This is a genomic window from Pseudalkalibacillus hwajinpoensis, assembly GCF_015234585.1.
Classification (GTDB): domain Bacteria; phylum Bacillota; class Bacilli; order Bacillales; family Guptibacillaceae; genus Guptibacillus; species Guptibacillus hwajinpoensis_B.
In genome coordinates this window covers 1-20,762 of record NZ_JADFCM010000008.1, presented here as the reverse complement: position 1 = coordinate 20,762, position 20,762 = coordinate 1, and the positions used below count along the sequence as shown (strand labels likewise).

Below are 20,762 nucleotides of genomic sequence, written 5' to 3'. Positions count from 1 at the left end.
TATTCAAGACGGATGTCTAAGAAATTGGCTTTGCTACTATCCCTTGCAAGCTCCCTCTTTATTCTGATTGGGGGCGGCGCAGGTTTTTATTTTTTACATGATTACTATTCGAATACAACCGTTGAAGCAACATCTTCTCTAGGAGAGAAAACAAATGCTCCAGAGAACCAAAAGAATGATTCAGACTTAAAATCCGTCATTCATGAGACACAAAAAAGCGTTGTGCAAATTGAAGTCGCCTTAAAAGATGGCACTTCTTCTGGATCAGGCTTCCTCTACAATACGAACGGAGACGTCATTACGAACGCTCATGTTGTCGAAGGCGCTCAAAAGATTACCGTTAAAACCTCTGATGCTAAACAATTCGAAGCTCAAATCATTGGTATGGGTGATACGATAGATGTTGCGGTGATTCGCGTTCCAGGACTAGAGGGAAATGATCCCCTAATTGTTGCAGAAGAGCGCATGGCGGAAGTTGGGGACGATATCATTGCTCTTGGTAGCCCACTCGGACTTCAGAACACCGTTACAACAGGGATTGTCAGTGGTCTCGATCGAGAATTCATCTTAGAGCCCTATCGCTATGAGCATATCTATCAAATCTCTGCCCCAATTACAAAAGGTAACAGCGGAGGTCCCCTTATTGATGCAAATACAGGAGAGGCAATCGCCATTAATTCCGCAGGAACAGACTCAGGGGCAATCGGCTTTAGCATTCCGCTCCCCAACGTTATTGAGCAAATTAAAAATTGGTCTGATGACCCAGTAGAAATAACGGTAGATGATGAAAGTAAGGAAGAAGTATCAACACCACAGGGACTCACAGGAGAAGACTTTAAAAATAATGCTACCTATCTTATTGGATATTTCTATGAAAGCTTGTCTACTCAAGACTATGTCACTGGCTACTCCTTACTTGGCAGTCGCTGGCAGAGTGAAATGCTGTATGAAGATTTTCGAAGTGGCTATATCCATACCCTTGACGTGGAAGTTTCAAATATGACCGGAAGTTTAAATCAAACGAATGATCAAGTAAAGGTAACAGCTACTATTAAAGCACAAGAACGAACCGAGGATAAGAAGACAACAACTTCTCTATACAACGTCACTTACCAGGTTGGTTATGAAAATGACCAATTGAAAATTCTAAGTGGTAAGGCTGAAAAATTAAAGTAAAGTAGGCAACATAAGGCTAGAGGTACATTCTCTAGCCTATTTGTTATTATTTATTTAAACTAGCCCTCGTCTGGAGGTGAAAAACCTTCTTGAGAAATATAAATGGCGCTATCAGGAAAAAAGGCCTGTAATCGCTTCTTTATTTTCAAATAGGCTTTACGTTGATACCAACCTTCTAGACCCGCTTCTTCAAAGAGCTTACGAATGCCAAGCTGCTCTGTTCTTTTACCACCGCTCCCATCACCCATGAAAAAGTCATCAAGCGTGAGGCGATCCGTTACTTCAGCTAACTTCTTAGGGAAATGTTCAGAACACGGGAGAAGTGGTGCCACTGCCGCTTGTACAGGAATACCGTTTGCTCGTAACGTTTGTAGCGCCTTTAACCTTGCTGCAATTGGCGGTGCTGATGGCGCAAAAATTTTGCGCACTGAATCAAGGTCTGTTTCTACTGTCATACTGACCAGAACCTTTTTGCCGAATTTTTTTAACAAATCAATATCTCTAGTGACGAGTGGAGAGCGGGTTTGAAGAAATAGAAAATCAGGCATTTCTTCTACCATAGCCTCAAGTAATCCTCTTGTTAAATCAGTCTTAAATTCAATAGGCTGATAAGGATCTGTCGAAGAAGACATAAAAATCGATACTTCTCCTTTTTTCCGAGCTTTCGGAATCTCTTTTTTCACAAGATCCACAGCGTTTTCTTTAATATCTACCCATTCTCCCCAATCCTCTTCCCTAAAAAGGGCAATAGGCATTCTTCTTACATAGCAATAAGAACAACCGAAGGCACATCCAGCGTAAGGGTTCAGAGTGTGACTATATCCATTAAGAAATCCACTACCTTTTGTTAAAATAGACCGAGATGTTCGCTTCTGAATTGAAGGCTGCAATGGCTATCCCTCCTTCTTCCATTAGTGTACCATAAACCGAACATGCATTCGATTATTACGAATAATTTTTCACTAAGCGGGCACGGTAAAGGTGAAAGGTGGTATAAATTGATGAAACGTACAGTAAGCTGTCTCCTTTTCTTACTTCTTCTTTTACCAATTCATGCTTATGCAGCTGGTCCGATTCAGCTCATTCAAGGAAAGTGTCCAACATCACTAGATCAATCGGCATCAAAAAAAGGCCTTACAATGAAAGCTACAACGATTCTTTCAGGCTTAATGGCCAATACTCCCGATACAAATTCATGGCAGATCATTAGCATGTCACCTTTAAAAAAGAAGTCACCCTATTACGCGCCAGCTGTTAAAACCTGTGAAAAAAAAGTCGCAAACCACACTTACCTCATTGATGTCCTCGTAACAAAGAAATCTTCTCAGCTCCCCGTACGCATGCACCTTTTTGCTTCTAAAGAGGAAAGGGGTTGGAAAGTTTGGGGACTAACTACTTACTAAATGTGTATATTTTCTTTTACTTCGCACATACTACTCAAGCGTGTAAGCTAGCCGTTAGGATCTATGACACGCAACCATCCCACACTCTTATTTCACACTCGGAAAATAAGAGTATAGCCTGATCAGGACGCTGATCGGGCTTAATTCATGCTTTTCTCAATAAATTGTTTAAATATTTCTGTTTCCTCCGAAAGATGTTGATAGACCATGTATGTGTGAACCTCAGGCAGTTTGATTTCCTCAGTATCCACTTGAAGAATTCTCCCTTCAAATACCTCACGCCGAACAGATGACCATGGTAAAAAAGAGAACCCAAGCCCTTCCTCAATAAATCGCTTTGTAATGTGTACTTGCGATACCACCATCGTTCGAACACCGTCATATTTAGAACGTAGCTCAACTAAAAGATCTTCCCAATAATCAGGATGATTATGCGTGAGTAACGTTGATCTCAAACAAAACTCACTTAAAGATAAAGGCAGACTCGTTTCCGCATCTCCCCCATCGTGTGGCACAACTAAAACAATCGGATCGGCTCCAATTTGTTCATTTTTCACATATGCCTGCAAAGATTTCATTCTTGAAAGACCAAAATCTGCATCATTCTTGGTGATCATCTCTCCAATTTCATTAGACTCACTTACTTTTACAACGACCTCAATCGATGGATAAGCTTTCATAAATTGCTGAAGGACGTTAGGTAGAACCGTAGCAGCAATTAAAGGGGATACAGCAATCGTCAACTTTCGATGGTACCCCTGCCTCCACCCGTTCATATGACGTAAGCTTGTCTCATACTGCTCAACTAACTCCCTCGCATGCGGAAGAAATTGTCTTCCTGCTTCAGAGAGCATCACTCTTCTACCGCTCTTCATAAATAGCTTACTGCCAATCTGCTTTTCAAGTTGTTGAATGTGAACCGTAACAGTAGGTTGAGCAAGATAGAGTTTTTCCGATGTTTCCCTGAAATTTTCATACGAAGCAGCTGTGACAAATGTTTTCAACCAGTTTAGATTCATTCTTATCACCCTTATTGATAGCGTTTCTCTATTAATTATTCAGTAATTATTTATTAGTCATAATCATATCGAATCGATACACTAGATACAAGACGAATGAAATGGAGTTGAGTTTATGATTCATGCCGGATTAGAAGGAATCATTGCGGCTGATTCCAATATCAGCCTTGTAGACGGAGAGAACGGTTTGCTTGTCTATCGAGGACACTGGGCAAAAGAAATTGCGAAAGAAAAATCATTCGAAGAAGCCGCCTACTTCCTATGGAATGGTTCATTTCCTACTGAAAAACAGCTAGCTGCTTTCACCTCCGCACTTGGTGAAGCAAGACACTTATCACCAAATCAGAAGGAAATCATAAATCGTTTACCTGAAAAAATGGAGATGATGAGCGTTATTCGAACGGTCTTATCTTCCATGGGAGATCACTCATATCAGTTCCCAGCGACACAGGAACAGGGAATTCACCTACTGAGTATCGTTCCAACTATTATTGCCTATCGCTACCGCAATCAAAATGGATTATCTCAGATCGAGCCAGACGTAACGTTGTCTCACGTTGGGAACTATTTATATATGTTGACAGGAGAACGTCCTCAGGAAAATCACATTAAAGCGTTAACTGCCTACTTCATTTTAACGATGGAGCATGGATTAAACGCCTCTACCTTTACAGCTAGGGTGATTTCATCAACTGAAAGTGATCTCGCATCAGCTATTACAGGGGCTATTGGCGCTATGAAAGGACCTCTTCATGGCGGGGCGCCAACTGGGGTTATTGATTTATTAGAAGAAATTAAGCGCGACGGCGATGCTGAGAAAGTATTGCGACGTAAACTTGAAAATCGTGAGAAGCTAATGGGCTTTGGACATCGGGTTTATAAAACGCGCGACCCCCGTGCCGCCGCTTTAAGCGAGATTACTTCAGACTTCTATGACGATGCTGAGTTTAAACTTGCACACGAAGTAGAAGACACGGCAGTACGCCTTCTCCAGGAGTACAAACCTGACCGAAAACTTTATGCGAATGTGGAGTACTATGCAGCGGCCATCTTAAGAGCGATCGAGCTACCAACAGAACTGTTTACCCCAACATTTACAGCAGCCAGAACGGCAGGTTGGATCGCACACGTGTACGAGCAAAATGACAATAACCGAATCATCCGCCCATCTTCTGTTTATAGCGGGGAAATGCCTGAGTAAGCGGGTGCCTGTCACCCGCGCTATATGTCGAACCACTCCTCCGTTGGAAGTTTATTGGCCAAATTCTGAGTATATTGGCCAAAACTGAAATATATGAGCCAAAATCCCATTTTATTGGCCAATTCTCATTTTTATTGGCCAAACCAAAAAAAGCTGTCGGAGTATCCTCCGGCAGCTTTTTATTACACTTTATAAGGTATCGGATCTACCGCTCCAGCTTCTTCAAAGCCTTTCAGACGCAGACGACAGCTATCACACTCGCCGCATGCTTCTTCTTCACCATTGTAGCAAGATGTCGTTAGTTCATAAGGAACGCTTAAACGTAAGCCTTCACTAACCGTATCTGCTTTCGTCAAGTTAATTAACGGCGTATCAATCTTCATTTCACTACCTGTTGCTCCAGCTTTTGTAGCTAGATTAACCGTTTCATTCATGCTTTCAATAAACTCTGGTCGGCAATCCGGGTATCCACTGTAGTCAACGGCAGATACACCGATGTAGATCGCTTCAGCTCCAATCACTTCTGCGTAAGCAGAGGCAAGTGAAAGAAAGATCATATTACGAGCTGGCACGTAAGTAACTGGAATCTCGTCTTCATCCATATCTGTTGGTACATCAATGGAATCATCCGTAAGGGCACTGCCCCCAATTTGATTTAGAAAACTAATGTTCACAATGCGATGATCGGGTGCATTGTAATATTCCGCTACTTTCTTCGCCTGCTCTACTTCTCGGTTATGCTTTTGGCCGTAGTGGAATGTAATCGGATAAAGCTCATAGCCTTTTTCCTTCGCGATTCCCATGCATGTTGTACTATCTAAACCACCGCTCAATACAATCACTGCTTTTTTATTCACGTTACACACCTCTTCTATTAGGATCCCAAATAATCTTATGAAGCTGCATACTTAGCTTCACTTTGCTTAGTCCTGCTTCTAGAATTTTTTCAACAAGTTTGTGTGGAGGCATGGTTTCCCACACTGGACTATACAATACCTGACCTTTTTGATGATTTTCTGAGACAACTTCAGTTGCTACTGTGAAATCTTCATCAGAGCCGATCACGAACTTAATTTCATCTTGTTTATCAAGAAGTTCAAAGTTCTCGTGAAGCATGCGATGCTGTTCACCAGAATCAGGCAGCTTATAGTCCATCACAAAACGAACTTTCTCCTGCCAGGCTTCATCACCTTTTCGAACCGCTTCATATGGCGTAAGATCAATCGCTCCGTTCGTTTCGATATGAATGTCTTCAATATGTGGAAGATCTACCATCGCTTGAATAAGCGCCATTGATTTCTCACGATGAATTAACGGCTCCCCACCTGTAAAACAGATGTGACGGCTATTATATTGTTTGATTTGATCGATTATAGAGGCAATTGAGCCTGTGTATTCAGCTTTATCCGGTGCATAGCTATACGGCGTGTCACACCAGCTACAGCGCAAGTTACAGTGAAAGACGCGTACAAATACTGTTGGAAAACCAGCGCGCGTTCCCTCTCCTTCTACTGTCTCAAACACCTCCACCATCGGTAGTTCCCACTTCATATATTCGGATTGTTCCGGTAGCACCCATTTACTCATTTTCTTCCATCCATTCCCGCTTCAGCGTTGCGTAGCTTGTTGGTGTTTCATAGAGAACTAGTTCTTCGATGCGCTGACCAAGATCTTTCATATTGCGCTCAGTCAGAGCTTGATCTAACTGCTCCCACATCCAAACAATCATATTTTCAGCTGTCGTGTTCATGTTCGGAAGGACTTCATTTAAATAATGATGATCCAACTTCGAATCAATCACTTCTTTAAACAGGGTTTTAATTTCACCAAAATCCACTGAAATGCCGATTTCATTCACAAATCCGCTGATTGTGATGACCACTTTATACGTATGACCATGCATGCTTTTGCACTTACCTTCGTAGCAGTGCAAATGATGCGCAGCATCGAATGTAAATTCCTTTGTTACCGCTACTCGTTTATGATGATACTTTAATTCGCTTTTCTGAATATCTTCTCCAAGTAATTCAACTTTCTTTGGAATCATAAAAGACATAAAAAAAGCCCCCTTCTTTATTCAGTAAGGGAGACGCATGAAAAACCCCATCTCCAATCAGAGAACTGGGCTACACTTTTCACGGTCCCTAGTTTTGTTTTACGAGAGGAGGGAATTACGAACTCTCCAACTTGATAATAATATCATAACACGTCATATTAGAAAAGGAGACGTATGCTAAAGCTCTTCTATTGAAGGAAAATACCGCGTTTGGAATTTAGGAAATAGTGGTAAAATCAACATCAGATGAGGAGGTGATTTGATGATGTCTAATAGTGGTGGCATGGATGGATTTGGCATGCTTTTTGGATTATTTGGTTTTCTATATATGGTCATTATTTTATTTATCGTTGTATTAACGATCGTATTCCTATTTAAAGCGATGAGCTATATGAAAAGAAAGAACGCTGCTGATCAAGAGCAGAATGAATTGCTCAGACAGTTACTTTCCAAACAAACGTCTTCAAGTATTTCAACAAGCAAAGAGGATCCAACTTCCTATTAATACATAACGCCGTCCTCACTGAGGACGGCGTTCCTAATTATCCCTTTGAATTGTGACGGTTAACAAACCGTTCGATTCGCTTAACAGCTTCCTGCAAAGAATCGATTGACGTTGCGTAAGAACAGCGCACATAGCCTTCTCCACCAGCACCAAAGACATGCCCTGGCACAACAGCAACCTGCTCTTCTTCTAATAACTTTTCAGCAAATTCATCTGATGTCATCCCAGTTGCCTGTACGGATGGAAATGCGTAGAATGCACCACCTGGCATATGACAGGAAAGTCCGATGTTGTTAAATGCTTTAACAAGAAAGTTTCTTCGCTGACGATAGCTTTTCTTCATTCTCTCAAGATCGTCTCTTCCACTTTTCAAAGCTTCGAGTGCCCCGTGCTGAGCGATTGTCGGCGCACACATCATTGTATACTGATGAATTTTCAACATCGCCGCAATGATTTCTTCAGGACCCGTCACGTAACCAAGTCTCCAACCTGTCATAGCAAATGCCTTCGAGAAACCTGAAATAAGAATTGTACGCTCTTTCATGCCATCAGCTCGGGCAATGCTATAATGCGTCTCATCATACGTTAATTCCGCATAAATCTCATCCGAAAGTACGAGTAGGTCATGTTCTTCAATGATGTCTGTTACGTTTTTCAATTCTGCTTCAGACATTGTGGCACCAGTAGGGTTACTCGGGAAACACAGAAGGATCGCTTTTGTTCGCTTCGTAATCACTTTTTCAAGCGACTCACGCGTTATTTTAAACTCGTCCTCTGCCTTTGTTTCCAAAGAGACAGGTTTCCCACCTGCGAGCGTTACAGCTGGTGAATAAGCAACAAAGCCTGGTTCGACAATAATAACCTCATCACCCGGATCAATCACCGCTCGAAAAGCCAGATCAATCGCCTGACTCGCTCCAACAGTTAATATGATTTGTGATTCAGCTGAATAGCTCAGTGAAAATTGTTCATCTAAGTAAGACGAAATTTCTTCCCTTAGCTCTAGCAGACCTGCATTTGCCGTATAAGCTGTATAGCCGCTTTCAAGTGAAGCGTAGCCCGCTTCACATACATTCCACGGTGTAACAAAATCTGGCTCACCAACACCAAGTGAAATAACATTATCCATTTGGGAAGCAAGATCAAAGAATTTTCGGATACCTGAAGGTTTTAATTGAGAAGCTGTTTTAGAAATATACTGCTGTTGAACTTCCTTCATGGTGACACCACAATCCGCTTATCCTTCTGTTCCGGTTCAAAAATTACACCGTCGTGTTTATATTTTTTAAGTAAGAAATGCGTTGTTGTCGACAAAACTGAATCAAGTGTTGAAAGCTTGTTAGAAACAAAGAAAGCAACTTCCTTCATCGTTTTCCCTTCGATCTGAACAGACAAATCAAACGCTCCTGACATTAAGTACACCGCTTTCACTTCCGGAAAACGATAAATACGCTCAGCAATCTCATCAAAGCCAACATCTCTTTTTGGGGTTACCTTCACATCAATCATGGCTGCAACACCGTCTTTGCCAGAAGTTTTATCCCAATTAATGACGGATGAATAGCTTAAAATAATATCCTGTTCTTCAAGTTTCTTAATGATTTTCTCTACTTCTTCAACTGATAATTCAACCATATCAGCTAAAACATCCATTGGTACGCGTGCATTATCCTCTAAAATTTCTAGGATTTCGATTTCTTTTTCATTCACTGTAATGCCCCCTGCTTTCCATCTATTTCATCTACTATATCATTCTTCTACTTTTATTTCATTTTGTTATTTGCACGGAAGGATGTTCCTACACACCTATCACAATTTTCTCGATATCCCCATTTTCCTTTAACCAATCGGTCAATCGTTCGATATCATATGAAAAAATCCGATCGCAGTCTATTTCTCGAACAATGCCTCTTCCTGCTTCATATATTTTTTTCGTTTTTGGTGCAAGCTTTGTGGGATCTCGATAGGTAATTCCTTGCATTGCACAAATCGCTTCAATCGCTAGAATTCTTCTCACATTTGTTGTAATTTGTGCAGCGTGACGAGAGCCAATCGTTCCCATACTAACATGGTCCTCCTGATTGGCTGAGGATGGAATGGAATCAACTGAAGCCGGATGGGCAAGGGTTTTGTTTTCTGAGACAAGAGATGCTGCTGCGTATTGCATAATCATTGCCCCTGATTGTAACCCTGGTTTGGGACTTAAGAATGCAGGAAGATCATTCAATTGCGGGTTCACGAGCCGTTCAATACGACGTTCTGCAATACTCCCAAATTCAGCCATCGCAATCGAAAGAAAATCCATTGCAAGGGCAATGGGCTGTCCATGAAAATTCCCTCCCGATAGTACTTTCGCGCCCCCATCAAAAATAAGTGGGTTATCCGTGGCCGCGTTCATTTCAATTTCAAGTTTTTCTTTTACATAAGCAAGGGCTTGCCAGGAGGCACCATGAACTTGAGGAATACATCTGAGGGAATAAGCATCCTGAACCCTTATCTCTCCTTGCCTCGTTGTTAACTGACTCCCTTTTAATAGCTTTCTTAACCTTCTAGCCACATCCACTTGTTCTGGGTAACCTCTGACCAAATGAATGTCCTCATCGAAGGCGTCTGTAATAGCTCTCAAGGCTTCTAATGTAAGAGATGAGATACCATCCGCTTCGTAGGCGAGTTTTTCTGCTTCAAGATAAGTGACAGCGCCCATCGCCGTCATCGCCTGTGTGCCATTAATAAGCGCAAGACCTTCCTTAGCGGTTAATTTAATCGGTTCGATTCCTTTCTCTTTCATTGGAACAGTCGCGTTCTCTCGCTTTCCCCGGTAGAATACCTCTCCTTCACCTAATAACGGAAGAACAAGATGAGCTAAAGGGGCCAGGTCACCGCTTGCTCCAAGTGATCCTTGCTGCGGTACAACGGGTAGAATTTCTTCGTTGGCATAAAGCAATAGTCTTTCAATCACTTCACGCCTAATTCCTGAAAATCCTTTCAGTAAAGCATTCGCTCGAAGCAAAAGCATAGCTTTTGATACAAGAGGTGGAAAGGGTTCACCGATACCACATGCATGGGAATAAATAAGGTTCAACTGAAGCTGATCAACATCTGAAGTTTGAATATGAACATCACTTAACTTGCCAAATCCTGTTGTAATACCGTACACTGTCTCCCCGTTTGCAACAATCGTTTCCACTGCTTTTCTGTTTTGATCAACTCGCTTTAGACTCTCTTTCGAACAACTAGCGCGCGCACCGTTATATAAAAGTTTTCTAAGATCATTTAATGATAACTGATAACCATCGAGTAAAATCATTTACTACCACTCCTCTACCATATTATCTAAGTAAAGGTACATAAAAAACTCGTTTTAAAAATCGAATCGATTTTTAAAACGAGTTTTTTTCCTATATTGTGTGTAATTGCTCATGAGCCCTTCACACCTTTCCTCAATCAATGATTCCTGATTCTCCAATATTCACTTTAACATCAATCGTTACAGGAACATCAGGATATCGGTCATACCATTTTTTAAAATCAAAATTTCTAGTCTGACTACGAGCATGATCACCGATTGAGAAAGGATCTATTCCTAATTCTTGAAATTTCTTAACCATCTCGTCACCATGCGCTTTCACTTTACGTTCAAGCGTTTTTGCAATTTCTTGTTTTGTCTCTTTACTCAACTTATCCCCTGTGTACTCTACAATATTTCCATTTAACTTAATTGATATGTTTACTGAAGGATTGGTATTCCCATTTTTCACCTTATACTTCACTTTTGATTTGATCTTTTGTAGATTTGCATACTCTCCATCTGGAAGTTCTAACTCATATAAACCTGCGCTAAAACTTTTATTAATTAATGCGAACATAAACATTTCGTCCAAGTTCAATTTTCCAACCATTTTCTCATCTTCAAACAAAGCTAAACCAGTTATTTTTACTTCAGTCTTTTCCTTCTTAAGTATAGGAACGACTGGATCCATCCCATCGCCATAATATTTATAATCAAACAAGTGAATATTATTTTGGGGCATATTTCCATACTCAATCGATTGTTTAATAAGATTCTGTAGAAATGGGCCGATTCCCTGTAAATATTGAAACTCATTTTTGATGAGTTCGCCTGCACTCCCTTCTACTACACCAACATAAATGAGACGACCAGCTGCTGGGTCTCTTAGAAAACTATCTAGCACATCTATGATTCCCTCTTCAGCCATATCTTCACTAAATAACAATACCGCCATCTTCCCTATCGAAATGGGCTTAGGTAAACCGCTTAATTGATTGCGAAGTCCTTTACTCGTATATGCCTCAGCTTCAAATGATCTTGTCTCAACTTCTTGATTTGGATCAAACGTTTGGAGAGAGATCGTTCCTTTGATTTTCCCTTCTTTACCATTGTCATAGCCAACAATAAATAGAATGGGTACTTCATCAATTATTTCCTCTGCTACACATCCTGTCAGAAGGATACAAAGGACTATTAAGCTGCAATATTTCATGTTCGCCTTTTCACTCTCCTCCAAATCATGCTGTATAGGAAAATAAATGGAATATAAAAGTAATAAACATAGGTGCCTATTATAGAAGTAATCGTATTAAGATAGTCCACCTGGTCACGATTCGTAACCATCACACACGCTGTAAAAACAAACGCAATCAAAATGAAAACAAAGTACTTTTGTTTTATATGTAACACCTTTTTTCCAACTCGACTTGCTCCCCACATTGTTAAGCATATATTAGGAAAAACAACGAAACACCAGAATGTAATTCCAATATACTCAAATCGCTCTACAAATGGTAACTCTACAACTTTCCACGCAATCAACGTAGACCATATAGACTGCTGAAGTTGCCCCTCGCTATAAAATGCAAGAGAAATTACCATAACCATCGTGTAAATCAATGTCGTTAATAAAACGCCCATGTGTGCCCACATACGAGAGCTCTTCGGATTTTTTAGGAATGGATAAGCAAGTAATAAGATGTCTATGCCAACATAGCTTAGCGTCATCTGCCTTGTTCCAAGAGCAAATTCCTGTAATGTATGATCCATCATGGGAAACAAATTGCTAAATGTAGAGAATTTTAGAGGAGCCGTTGCCGTAAATACTAACCAAACTGGAATGATCACTCCAAAGAAACAGATTCCTGCTACCGTTCGAAATCCACCAGCAAGCACATAATACGTTAACAACAAATACATTCCTACAGGTATCCAAGTGGCTAGTTCAGGAAACATCCAGGCCTGAATGACTTCTATAAACGTACGAAGAATAACAATCGTCCCTAACAGTAAATACATCATTAGTGCAATGTTAAAAAACGATCCAATCCACTTCCCGAACCACTTATTATGAAGGTCAATAATGTCGTAAGAACCATCACTAAGAATTCGATACATCATCCATATGAACACATGAAAAACAACACCTGTAATAATAACGACAATCCAGGCATCATTTCCTGCATAAGCCGCGATATATCTAGGAAAGCCTAGTATCCCAACTCCCACCTGATTACTGTGAATAATAAACATGATCAGAAAGGGAGATATAAGAAGATCATTTCGCTTGCTCTGTTCCATGCAACTCACCCTCTACTGCTCATCGAAATCCAAATGATGCTTTTGGCGTTTTTTCTTATCCTCAAATCGCTTCGTCTGTTTCCCTCGAAAAAATTGAAATCTGTTTTTTTGCATGACATAAGGTAAACGAAAGAAAGAATCGTACCAATCTTTTACCCTCGGAGGATAAAGCGGCGCGAGATATGGGTTTCCAAATGATGTTAACCTGATCATATGCGTTAGAATAAATAGTCCAAACAGCGCTACTCCGATTAAGCCAAGAAATTGTGCGAACACAATTAAAGGATAGCGTAAAAAACGAATCGTATTAGTCATGCGATAAACTGGTGTTGTAAAAGAAGCAAGAGCTGATAAGGCAACCAAAATCAACAGAATATTACTAGTTAAAGAAGCCTCAACAGCAGCCGTTCCAATAACAATACCTCCTACAATACCGAGTGTTTGCCCAACCTTCGTCGGCATCCTTGCCCCCGCCTCTCGTAGCAAATCGATTGTCACTTCAAGAAAAAACACTTCAATAACAGGAGAGAAAGGGATGTCACTTCTTGATGAAATTAACGTTGCTAATAACTTAGAAGGAAATAATTCATAATGATACGTTAAAACTGCAACGTACAAAGGAGTAGCGATAATCGACGCTAGAATGGCAATCATGCGGACGACACGAAAAAAGGAAGCAATATTCCATCCAAGATAGTAATCTTCAAAGGATACTAACAATTGCCCAAAATTAATTGGACCAATTAGAGCATTAGAAGACCCTTCTGTTAAGATCGCAAATGCACCAAAATTCATATGTCCTGTAATACGATCCGTTCGCTCCGTATCAATCATTTGCGGAAAAACAGACAGAGAATTGTCTTCTAACATCTGACCAATAAAGGAAGAGTCAGAAATAATATCAAAATCGAGATCCTCGAGGCGCTGCATAACGGTATTAATATTCTGTTCACTAGCCACACCCTCAATAAAGGCAACGACAACCTTCGTTTTACTAATCGTTCCAACGGTAATCTCTTTCATTCTCAACCTGGGATGCGGGATTCTTCTACGAATTAAATTCATATTTGTATGAAGATCTTCGACTAGACCTTCTTTCGGTCCCATCACACTAAATTCAATTTCAGGAGCAGATAAATCTCTTGATTTGCGAAGACTAATGTTTACAAGGAGAACCTTTTGACCTCGTGAAAGTTGGATGGCAAGATAACCTTCTAACAACCGTTCTTGGATGACTGATAGCTCTGATGAAATCTCAATATTTTCGATTGGAAGAATGCCTTTTAAGTCTTCAAGTGATTTTGACTTACATTCTTTAATCACTGGCAATATGTCACGGTGGAGCTGTTCAGAATCAACAAGCGATGCAAAATAGATTAACCGATAAGGCTGATCGCTCGCTTTATTTTCATATGCCACAAAATCGATCGATTGTTTAAGGTCTTTTATCATTTCCTCTAACGTAGATGGCTTTTCAGAAGCGCCTTTCTTAAACCATTTCACATGAATCAGCTCCGCACTTAACATTCTCTTCCAATTAGCATGCGCATTTCTTGTCCTCTTATCCATCAAAAAAGATCAGGCGCGTATATAGCACCTGACCTTTTTATCACGTTCTTTCTTTATAAACACTTAGCACCTTTTGGCGCTGTACTTTATGATCCACAGTTGGAAGTGGGTAATCTTCCCCAATGACACAGTTATTTTCCTTTTGCTCTTCTTCAGTCATTTTTGATGGTTGATGGATATACTTCTTAGGCACATCTTTTAACTCTTCAACGTACTTCTTAATATAAACACCGTACGGATCAAATCGTTCTGCCTGAGTTGTCGGATTAAAGATACGGAAATAAGGGACAGCATCTGTACCAGTAGAAGATGCCCACTGCCACCCTCCAGTATTGGAAGACTCATCATAATCAATCAGCTTTTCCTCAAAGTAACGCTCACCAAGTCTCCAATCGATAAGGTAATCTTTTGTAAGAAATGAAGCTGTAATCATACGAAGTCGATTATGCATCCAGCCTTCCTGATTTAGTTGCCTCATTCCAGCATCAACGATTGGAAAGCCGGTTTTACCCTCTTTCCACTTCTGCAATTTTTCTTCATCGTCATTCCACGGAATACCTCGATATTTGGACTGAAATTCACGATCTCGAAATTCAGGAAACTCTGAATGAACCATTCCATAAAAATCACGCCAGGAAAGTTCCTGAATAAACGTTTCTGCCCCTTTATGATCATATTCTGATACCATATGAAAAAGGGTGCGGACAGAGAGAGCACCTGTTTTTAAATACGGTGATAACTTACTTGTCCCCACAAGTGAAGGAACATCTCGATGGTTATCATAATCCTTGATTCTTTCTTTCACAAAACGCTTCGCCCGTTGAGTTGCACTCTTTTCACCAATCGCTTGCCAATTTGCTTCACACTTATTTAAAATATTTGCAAATTCGGCTTCAGATTCAGGATCAAGGGTATGATCTAACGAATGAGCATACTTCTTAACCTTCTTAAAATCATTCTGAATGACTGGTGGCTTTCTTAACGTCCGCCATTGCTTATAATAGGGCGTAAATACCTTATACATCGTATCATCATGTTTCCTAACTTCTTTAGAACCATGAAGGTAGTAATCTTTATAAGAAAATACTTTAATACCCTTCTCTTTCAGCAAGTTACTCACTTCATGATCGCGCTTCGCTCCGTTTCCTGCTTCATCTTCATTAAAGAAAATGGCCGTTACATTTAAACGAGCCGTTATCTTATCAAATACATCTTTTGGAGTTCCATAGCTAATTTGAAAGGGAAGTTTCTCGTTTTTACAGCGTTCTTGAAATTCAGCCACCGTCTGAAAGAAATAATCGTGGTGGAGATCGATTGTATTCGTAAAATGGGGATCAAGCTGGAAAATCCCTACCCAGTTAGCATCATTTTCTTCACAATAGGCGATAGCCTTTTCAAGAGCAGTTTGGTCGTTTAAACGAAAATCCCGTCTAAACCAAACGATAACGATTTCACTCATCACATTCACCTCTACTATCATTTTAGTTCGAAGAAAGGGTGGTTTACAGTTTGAATGTGCTATAGATGCGAACTAACGATACTGTAGCTACTAAATAAGTGATCTACCTATAAGACAAATGAATAATTTGTTCGAATCTCTTAAACGCGATATGTAACACTTTAATCATTGACCAAATTGTTATTACAATGATTAAGATTGAAAAGAAGCTGTTCCAAAAGGGTTCACTCCATTAATAGTAGATTCTAGTTCTTTCCCTCGATTTTAAGGCATTATCTTATACAATTCACCTGTTCTTTTAAGAAATCTCTGTCATTTTTATAATACCAATAAGCTTATCATTACCCATTAATTCCGCGAAAGTGAAAAAACAAACAAAAAAAAGCGAGAAACCCTCAGGTCTCTCGCTTCTCTTATGTTGCCCAGCGACGTCCTACTCTTGCAGGGGGAGATCCCCCAACTACCATCGGCGCTCGAGCTTAACTTCCGTGTTCTCATACGGGGCGCGATAAGCGGCGAACTTCTTCGTCAGCTGCGCGATGCCAGATCCTCATGGATCTCTCGAATATCCACTCCGGTCTGACATCACTTGCTTCCTCGAATTTCTTGCTTCTCCCACCCCTACGAAGCTTTCGAAGAAGTTTTGATTGTTTGACATGAAGCTTTTTTCTCTTGCGAGTTTTCAACACTTTTATAGATACAAAAAAGCGAGAACCTCTCAAGTCTCTCGCTTCTCTTAGTTGCCCAGCGACGTCCTACTCTTGCAGGGGGAGATCCCCCAACTACCATCGGCGCTGAAGAGCTTAACTTCCGTGTTCGGCATGGGAACGGGTGTGACCTCTTCGCCATCATCACTAGACTAACAGGATGTTAGCCGTTCGATGTTCACCACAGGACGTGGTGGCACTTAATCGAACTTCCTTGTTTCAGGTGTTCCCTGAAAACTAGATAGCACTCGCAACGTTTTCCAATTTAATCGGTTAAGCCCTCGATCGATTAGTATTCGTCAGCTCCACGTGTTGCCACGCTTCCACCCCGAACCTATCTACCTCATCATCTCTAAGGGATCTTACCAGCTTAATGCTGTGGGAAATCTCATCTCGAGGGGGGCTTCATGCTTAGATGCTTTCAGCACTTATCCCTTCCACACGTAGCTACCCAGCTATGCTCCTGGCGGAACAACTGGTACACCAGCGGTGTGTCCATCCCGGTCCTCTCGTACTAAGGACAGCTCCTCTCAAATTTCCTGCGCCCGCGACGGATAGGGACCGAACTGTCTCACGACGTTCTGAACCCAGCTCGCGTACCGCTTTAATGGGCGAACAGCCCAACCCTTGGGACCTACTTCAGCCCCAGGATGCGATGAGCCGACATCGAGGTGCCAAACCTCCCCGTCGATGTGGACTCTTGGGGGAGATAAGCCTGTTATCCCCAGGGTAGCTTTTATCCGTTGAGCGATGGCCCTTCCATGCGGAACCACCGGATCACTAAGCCCGACTTTCGTCCCTGCTCGACTTGTAGGTCTCGCAGTCAAGCTCCCTTGTGCCTTTACACTCTGCGAATGATTTCCAACCATTCTGAGGGAACCTTTGGGCGCCTCCGTTACACTTTAGGAGGCGACCGCCCCAGTCAAACTGCCCACCTGACACTGTCTCCGCACCGGATCACGGTGCTGGGTTAGAATGTCAGTACAGCCAGGGTAGTATCCCACCGACGCCTCCATCGAACCTGGCGGTCCGACTTCTATGGCTCCTACCTATCCTGTACAAGCTGTACCAAAATCCAATATCAGGCTACAGTAAAGCTCCATGGGGTCTTTCCGTCCTGTCGCGGGTAACCTGCATCTTCACAGGTACTATAATTTCACCGGGTCTCTCGTTGAGACAGTATCCAAGTCGTTGCACCTTTCGTGCGGGTCGGAACTTACCCGACAAGGAATTTCGCTACCTTAGGACCGTTATAGTTACGGCCGCCGTTTACTGGGGCTTCGATTCAGAGCTTCTCCCGTAAGGGATAACCCCTCCTCTTAACCTTCCAGCACCGGGCAGGTGTCAGCCCCTATACTTCGCCTTACGGCTTTGCAGAGACCTGTGTTTTTGCTAAACAGTCGCTTGGATCTTTTCACTGCGGCTCCCCTGGGCTATAAACCCGAGGAAGCACCCCTTCTCCCGAAGTTACGGGGTCATTTTGCCGAGTTCCTTAACGAGAGTTCTCCCGATCGTCTTAGGATTCTCTCCTCGCCTACCTGTGTCGGTTTGCGGTACGGGCACCTTTTTCCTCACTAGAGGCTTTTCTTGGCAGCGTAGAATCAAGGACTTCGGTACTAAATTTCCCTCGCCATCACGACTCAGCTCGCGCGGTGAACGGATTTGCCTATTCACCAGCCTAATCGCTTGGACGCGCATTTCCAGCAGCGCGCTCTCCCTATCTTTCTGCGTCCCCCCGTCGTTCAAACGGAAAGGAGGTGGTACAGGAATATCAACCTGTTATCCATCGCCTACGCCTTTCGGCCTCGGCTTAGGTCCCGACTAACCCTGAGCGGACGAGCCTTCCTCAGGAAACCTTGGGCTTTCGACGGACAAGATTCTCACTTGTCTTTCGCTACTCATACCGGCATTCTCACTTCTAAGCGCTCCACCAGTCCTTTCGGTCTGACTTCACAGCCCTTAGAACGCTCTCCTACCATTGTCGTAAGACAATCCACAGCTTCGGTGATACGTTTAGCCCCGGTACATTTTCGGCGCAGCGTCACTCGACCAGTGAGCTATTACGCACTCTTTAAATGATGGCTGCTTCTAAGCCAACATCCTGGTTGTCTAAGCAACGCCACATCCTTTTCCACTTAACGTATACTTTGGGACCTTAGCTGGTGGTCTGGGCTGTTTCCCTCTCGACTACGGATCTTATCACTCGCAGTCTGACTCCCGCGGATAAATCGTTGGCATTCGGAGTTTGACTGGATTCGGTAATCCGGTAAGGACCCCTAGTCCAATCAGTGCTCTACCTCCAAGATTCTTGCCGCGAGGCTAGCCCTAAAGCTATTTCGGAGAGAACCAGCTATCTCCAGGTTCGATTGGCATTTCACCGCTACCCACACCTCATCCCCGCATTTTTCAACATGCGTGGGTTCGGGCCTCCATTCAGTGTTACCTGAACTTCACCCTGGACATGGGTAGATCACCTGGTTTCGGGTCTACGACCACGTACTATTTCGCCCTATTCAGACTCGCTTTCGCTGCGGCTCCGCCTTCTCAGCTTAACCTTGCACGGGATCGTAACTCGCCGGTTCATTCTACAAAAGGCACGCTGTCACCCATTAACGGGCTCCAACTAGTTGTAGGCACACGGTTTCAGGTTCTTTTTCACTCCCCTTCCGGGGTGCTTTTCACCTTTCCCTCACGGTACTGGTTCACTATCGGTCACTAGAGAGTATTTAGCCTTGGGAGATGGTCCTCCCGGATTCCGACGGGGTTTCACGTGTCCCGCCGTACTCAGGATCCGTCTCGGAGGGCATCGGATTTTGACTACAGGATTGTTACCTTCTCTGATGGACCTTTCCAGGTCGCTTCGTCTATCCGTGCCTTTGTAACTCCAAAGAGACGTCCTACAACCCAGAGGGCAAGCCCTCTGGTTTGGGCTGATTCCGTTTCGCTCGCCGCTACTCAGGAAATCGCGTTTGCTTTCTCTTCCTCCGGGTAATGAGATGTTTCAGTTCCCCGGGTCTGCCTTCCATTCCCTATGTATTCAGAAATGGATACCATCCTATTAAAGATGGTGGGTTCCCCCATTCGGAAATCTCCGGATCAAAGCGTACTTACAGCTCCCCGAAGCATATCGGTGTTCGTCCCGTCCTTCTTAGGCTTCTAGTGCCAAGGCATCCACCGTGCGCCCTTAGTAGCTTAACCTTCGATTTGTGTGGCGTAAGCCATCACGCATCAGTTATTACTAAGTTATTGCATAAAAATAATTATTGGATGTCGTTGTTTGTGCTATCTAGTTTTCAAGGAACAAGGCTACTACTTGAATCCGCCTAAGCTTCATCACTTCACCTATTTTGAAAGAATAAATCATTCTTTCAAAACTAAACGAAACGCTCATGTAAGGTTGGTAACGTAAGTTACCTTCGTAATTCTCCATAGAAAGGAGGTGATCCAGCCGCACCTTCCGATACGGCTACCTTGTTACGACTTCACCCCAATCATTTGTCCCACCTTCGGCGGCTGGCTCCATAAAGGTTACCCCACCGACTTCGGGTGTTACAAACTCTCGTGGTGTGACGGGCGGTGTGTACAAGGCCCGGGAACGTATTCACCGCGGCATGCTGATCCGCGATTACTAGCAATTCCGGCTTCATGCAGGCGAGTTGCAGCCTGCAATCCGAACTGAGAACGGCTTTATGGGATTCGCTTCACCTCGCGGTGTTGCTGCCCTTTGTACCGTCCATTGTAGCACGTGTGTAGCCCAGGTCATAAGGGGCATGATGATTTGACGTCATCCCCACCTTCCTCCGGTTTGTCACCGGCAGTCACCTTAGAGTGCCCAACTAAATGCTGGCAACTAAGATCAAGGGTTGCGCTCGTTGCGGGACTTAACCCAACATCTCACGACACGAGCTGACGACAACCATGCACCACCTGTCACTCTGTCCCCCGAAGGGGAACGTCCTGTCTCCAGGATTGTCAGAGGATGTCAAGACCTGGTAAGGTTCTTCGCGTTGCTTCGAATTAAACCACATGCTCCACTGCTTGTGCGGGCCCCCGTCAATTCCTTTGAGTTTCAACCTT

Annotated in this window: 16 protein-coding genes and 3 rRNA genes; 4 read left to right on the top strand and 15 right to left on the bottom strand. The window is 42.7% G+C overall.

All coding sequences use genetic code 11. The features are described from left to right. The first annotated feature begins 12 nt into the window (after window positions 1–12). Window positions 13–1,176 (top strand): S1C family serine protease, encoded by a 1,164-nt coding sequence (locus IQ283_RS11685; protein WP_194220334.1) that lies wholly within the window; start codon window positions 13–15, stop codon window positions 1,174–1,176. 59 nt (window positions 1,177–1,235) lie between these two features. Here IQ283_RS11685 and IQ283_RS11680 read toward each other — a convergent pair whose 3' ends face one another. Next, window positions 1,236–2,066 (bottom strand): SPL family radical SAM protein, encoded by an 831-nt coding sequence (locus tag IQ283_RS11680; protein WP_194220333.1) that lies wholly within the window; start codon window positions 2,064–2,066, stop codon window positions 1,236–1,238. 111 nt (window positions 2,067–2,177) lie between these two features. On the opposite strand from IQ283_RS11680, the gene IQ283_RS11675 reads away from it, so the two are divergent. Beyond that, the gene (locus IQ283_RS11675) at window positions 2,178–2,579 is read left to right on the top strand and encodes a hypothetical protein (protein WP_194220332.1); all 402 of its coding nucleotides are present in this window, start codon (window positions 2,178–2,180) and stop codon (window positions 2,577–2,579) included. Window positions 2,580–2,719: 140 nt separating this feature from the next. Here IQ283_RS11675 and IQ283_RS11670 read toward each other — a convergent pair whose 3' ends face one another. Continuing rightward, window positions 2,720–3,598 (bottom strand): LysR family transcriptional regulator, encoded by an 879-nt coding sequence (locus IQ283_RS11670; protein ID WP_194220331.1) that lies wholly within the window; start codon window positions 3,596–3,598, stop codon window positions 2,720–2,722. Window positions 3,599–3,713: 115 nt separating this feature from the next. Here IQ283_RS11670 and IQ283_RS11665 point away from each other — a divergent pair, with 115 nt between their 5' ends. Continuing rightward, complete coding sequence (locus IQ283_RS11665) at window positions 3,714–4,799, top strand: citrate synthase/methylcitrate synthase (RefSeq protein WP_194220330.1); 1,086 nt, start codon at window positions 3,714–3,716, stop codon at window positions 4,797–4,799. 182 nt (window positions 4,800–4,981) lie between these two features. Here IQ283_RS11665 and queC read toward each other — a convergent pair whose 3' ends face one another. From queC to queD, 3 genes are read right to left on the bottom strand one after another with little or no spacing between them, the layout of a single operon-like run. Beyond that, complete coding sequence (gene queC, locus IQ283_RS11660; RefSeq protein ID WP_194220329.1) at window positions 4,982–5,656, bottom strand: 7-cyano-7-deazaguanine synthase QueC; 675 nt, start codon at window positions 5,654–5,656, stop codon at window positions 4,982–4,984. Between the two features lies 1 nt (window position 5,657). Further along, window positions 5,658–6,386 carry a 7-carboxy-7-deazaguanine synthase QueE gene (locus tag IQ283_RS11655; protein ID WP_194220328.1) on the bottom strand — a complete coding sequence of 243 codons (729 nt, stop codon included), beginning with the start codon at window positions 6,384–6,386 and terminating at the stop codon, window positions 5,658–5,660. Further along, on the bottom strand, window positions 6,379–6,855 hold the full coding sequence (queD, locus tag IQ283_RS11650) for a 6-carboxytetrahydropterin synthase QueD (protein WP_194220327.1): 477 nt from the start codon (window positions 6,853–6,855) through the stop codon (window positions 6,379–6,381). Before queD ends, IQ283_RS11655 begins: the two co-directional genes overlap by 8 nt. Window positions 6,856–7,117: 262 nt before the next feature. Here queD and IQ283_RS11645 point away from each other — a divergent pair, with 262 nt between their 5' ends. Further along, the gene (locus IQ283_RS11645; RefSeq protein ID WP_194220326.1) at window positions 7,118–7,360 is read left to right on the top strand and encodes a hypothetical protein; all 243 of its coding nucleotides are present in this window, start codon (window positions 7,118–7,120) and stop codon (window positions 7,358–7,360) included. A gap of 37 nt (window positions 7,361–7,397) precedes the next feature. On the opposite strand, the gene IQ283_RS11640 is transcribed toward IQ283_RS11645, so the two are convergent. The 10 genes from IQ283_RS11640 to IQ283_RS11590 all read right to left on the bottom strand — a co-directional run. Then, a complete protein-coding gene (locus IQ283_RS11640; protein WP_194220325.1) occupies window positions 7,398–8,579 on the bottom strand; it encodes an aminotransferase in 1,182 nt (393 codons plus the stop codon). Then, on the bottom strand, window positions 8,576–9,076 hold the full coding sequence (locus IQ283_RS11635; RefSeq protein WP_194222199.1) for an Lrp/AsnC family transcriptional regulator: 501 nt from the start codon (window positions 9,074–9,076) through the stop codon (window positions 8,576–8,578). Before IQ283_RS11635 ends, IQ283_RS11640 begins: the two co-directional genes overlap by 4 nt. An 82-nt stretch (window positions 9,077–9,158) precedes the next feature. After that, complete coding sequence (gene hutH / locus IQ283_RS11630; protein ID WP_194220324.1) at window positions 9,159–10,667, bottom strand: histidine ammonia-lyase; 1,509 nt, start codon at window positions 10,665–10,667, stop codon at window positions 9,159–9,161. A gap of 133 nt (window positions 10,668–10,800) precedes the next feature. Further along, window positions 10,801–11,862, bottom strand: a complete 1,062-nt coding sequence (locus IQ283_RS11625) for a Ger(x)C family spore germination protein (RefSeq protein ID WP_194220323.1) — start codon at window positions 11,860–11,862, stop codon at window positions 10,801–10,803. After that, window positions 11,859–12,950 carry a GerAB/ArcD/ProY family transporter gene (locus IQ283_RS11620; protein WP_194220322.1) on the bottom strand — a complete coding sequence of 364 codons (1,092 nt, stop codon included), beginning with the start codon at window positions 12,948–12,950 and terminating at the stop codon, window positions 11,859–11,861. The genes IQ283_RS11625 and IQ283_RS11620 overlap by 4 nt, the downstream gene beginning before the upstream one ends. A gap of 12 nt (window positions 12,951–12,962) precedes the next feature. Next, on the bottom strand, window positions 12,963–14,453 hold the full coding sequence (locus IQ283_RS11615) for a spore germination protein (protein WP_242057329.1): 1,491 nt from the start codon (window positions 14,451–14,453) through the stop codon (window positions 12,963–12,965). A 106-nt stretch (window positions 14,454–14,559) separates the two neighbouring features. Further along, the gene (locus tag IQ283_RS11610) at window positions 14,560–15,978 is read right to left on the bottom strand and encodes a cryptochrome/photolyase family protein (RefSeq protein ID WP_194220320.1); all 1,419 of its coding nucleotides are present in this window, start codon (window positions 15,976–15,978) and stop codon (window positions 14,560–14,562) included. 742 nt (window positions 15,979–16,720) lie between these two features. Continuing rightward, window positions 16,721–16,837, bottom strand: a 5S ribosomal RNA gene (gene rrf / locus IQ283_RS11605). A 117-nt stretch (window positions 16,838–16,954) separates the two neighbouring features. After that, window positions 16,955–19,883, bottom strand: a 23S ribosomal RNA gene (locus tag IQ283_RS11600). Window positions 19,884–20,117: 234 nt separating this feature from the next. Next, window positions 20,118–20,762, bottom strand: a 16S ribosomal RNA gene (locus tag IQ283_RS11590); the annotation flags it as partial.

Coding starts and splice junctions, on each gene's coding strand:
- IQ283_RS11685 (WP_194220334.1), top strand. CDS start 13: ATGTCTAAGAAATTGGCTTTGCTACTATCCCTTGCAAGCTCCCTCTTT.
- IQ283_RS11675 (WP_194220332.1), top strand. CDS start 2,178: ATGAAACGTACAGTAAGCTGTCTCCTTTTCTTACTTCTTCTTTTACCA.
- IQ283_RS11670 (WP_194220331.1), bottom strand. CDS start 3,598: ATGAATCTAAACTGGTTGAAAACATTTGTCACAGCTGCTTCGTATGAA.
- IQ283_RS11665 (WP_194220330.1), top strand. CDS start 3,714: ATGATTCATGCCGGATTAGAAGGAATCATTGCGGCTGATTCCAATATC.
- IQ283_RS11655 (WP_194220328.1), bottom strand. CDS start 6,386: ATGAGTAAATGGGTGCTACCGGAACAATCCGAATATATGAAGTGGGAA.
- queD (WP_194220327.1), bottom strand. CDS start 6,855: ATGTCTTTTATGATTCCAAAGAAAGTTGAATTACTTGGAGAAGATATT.
- IQ283_RS11645 (WP_194220326.1), top strand. CDS start 7,118: ATGATGTCTAATAGTGGTGGCATGGATGGATTTGGCATGCTTTTTGGA.
- IQ283_RS11640 (WP_194220325.1), bottom strand. CDS start 8,579: ATGAAGGAAGTTCAACAGCAGTATATTTCTAAAACAGCTTCTCAATTA.
- hutH (WP_194220324.1), bottom strand. CDS start 10,667: ATGATTTTACTCGATGGTTATCAGTTATCATTAAATGATCTTAGAAAA.
- IQ283_RS11625 (WP_194220323.1), bottom strand. CDS start 11,862: ATGAAATATTGCAGCTTAATAGTCCTTTGTATCCTTCTGACAGGATGT.
- IQ283_RS11620 (WP_194220322.1), bottom strand. CDS start 12,950: ATGGAACAGAGCAAGCGAAATGATCTTCTTATATCTCCCTTTCTGATC.
- IQ283_RS11610 (WP_194220320.1), bottom strand. CDS start 15,978: ATGAGTGAAATCGTTATCGTTTGGTTTAGACGGGATTTTCGTTTAAAC.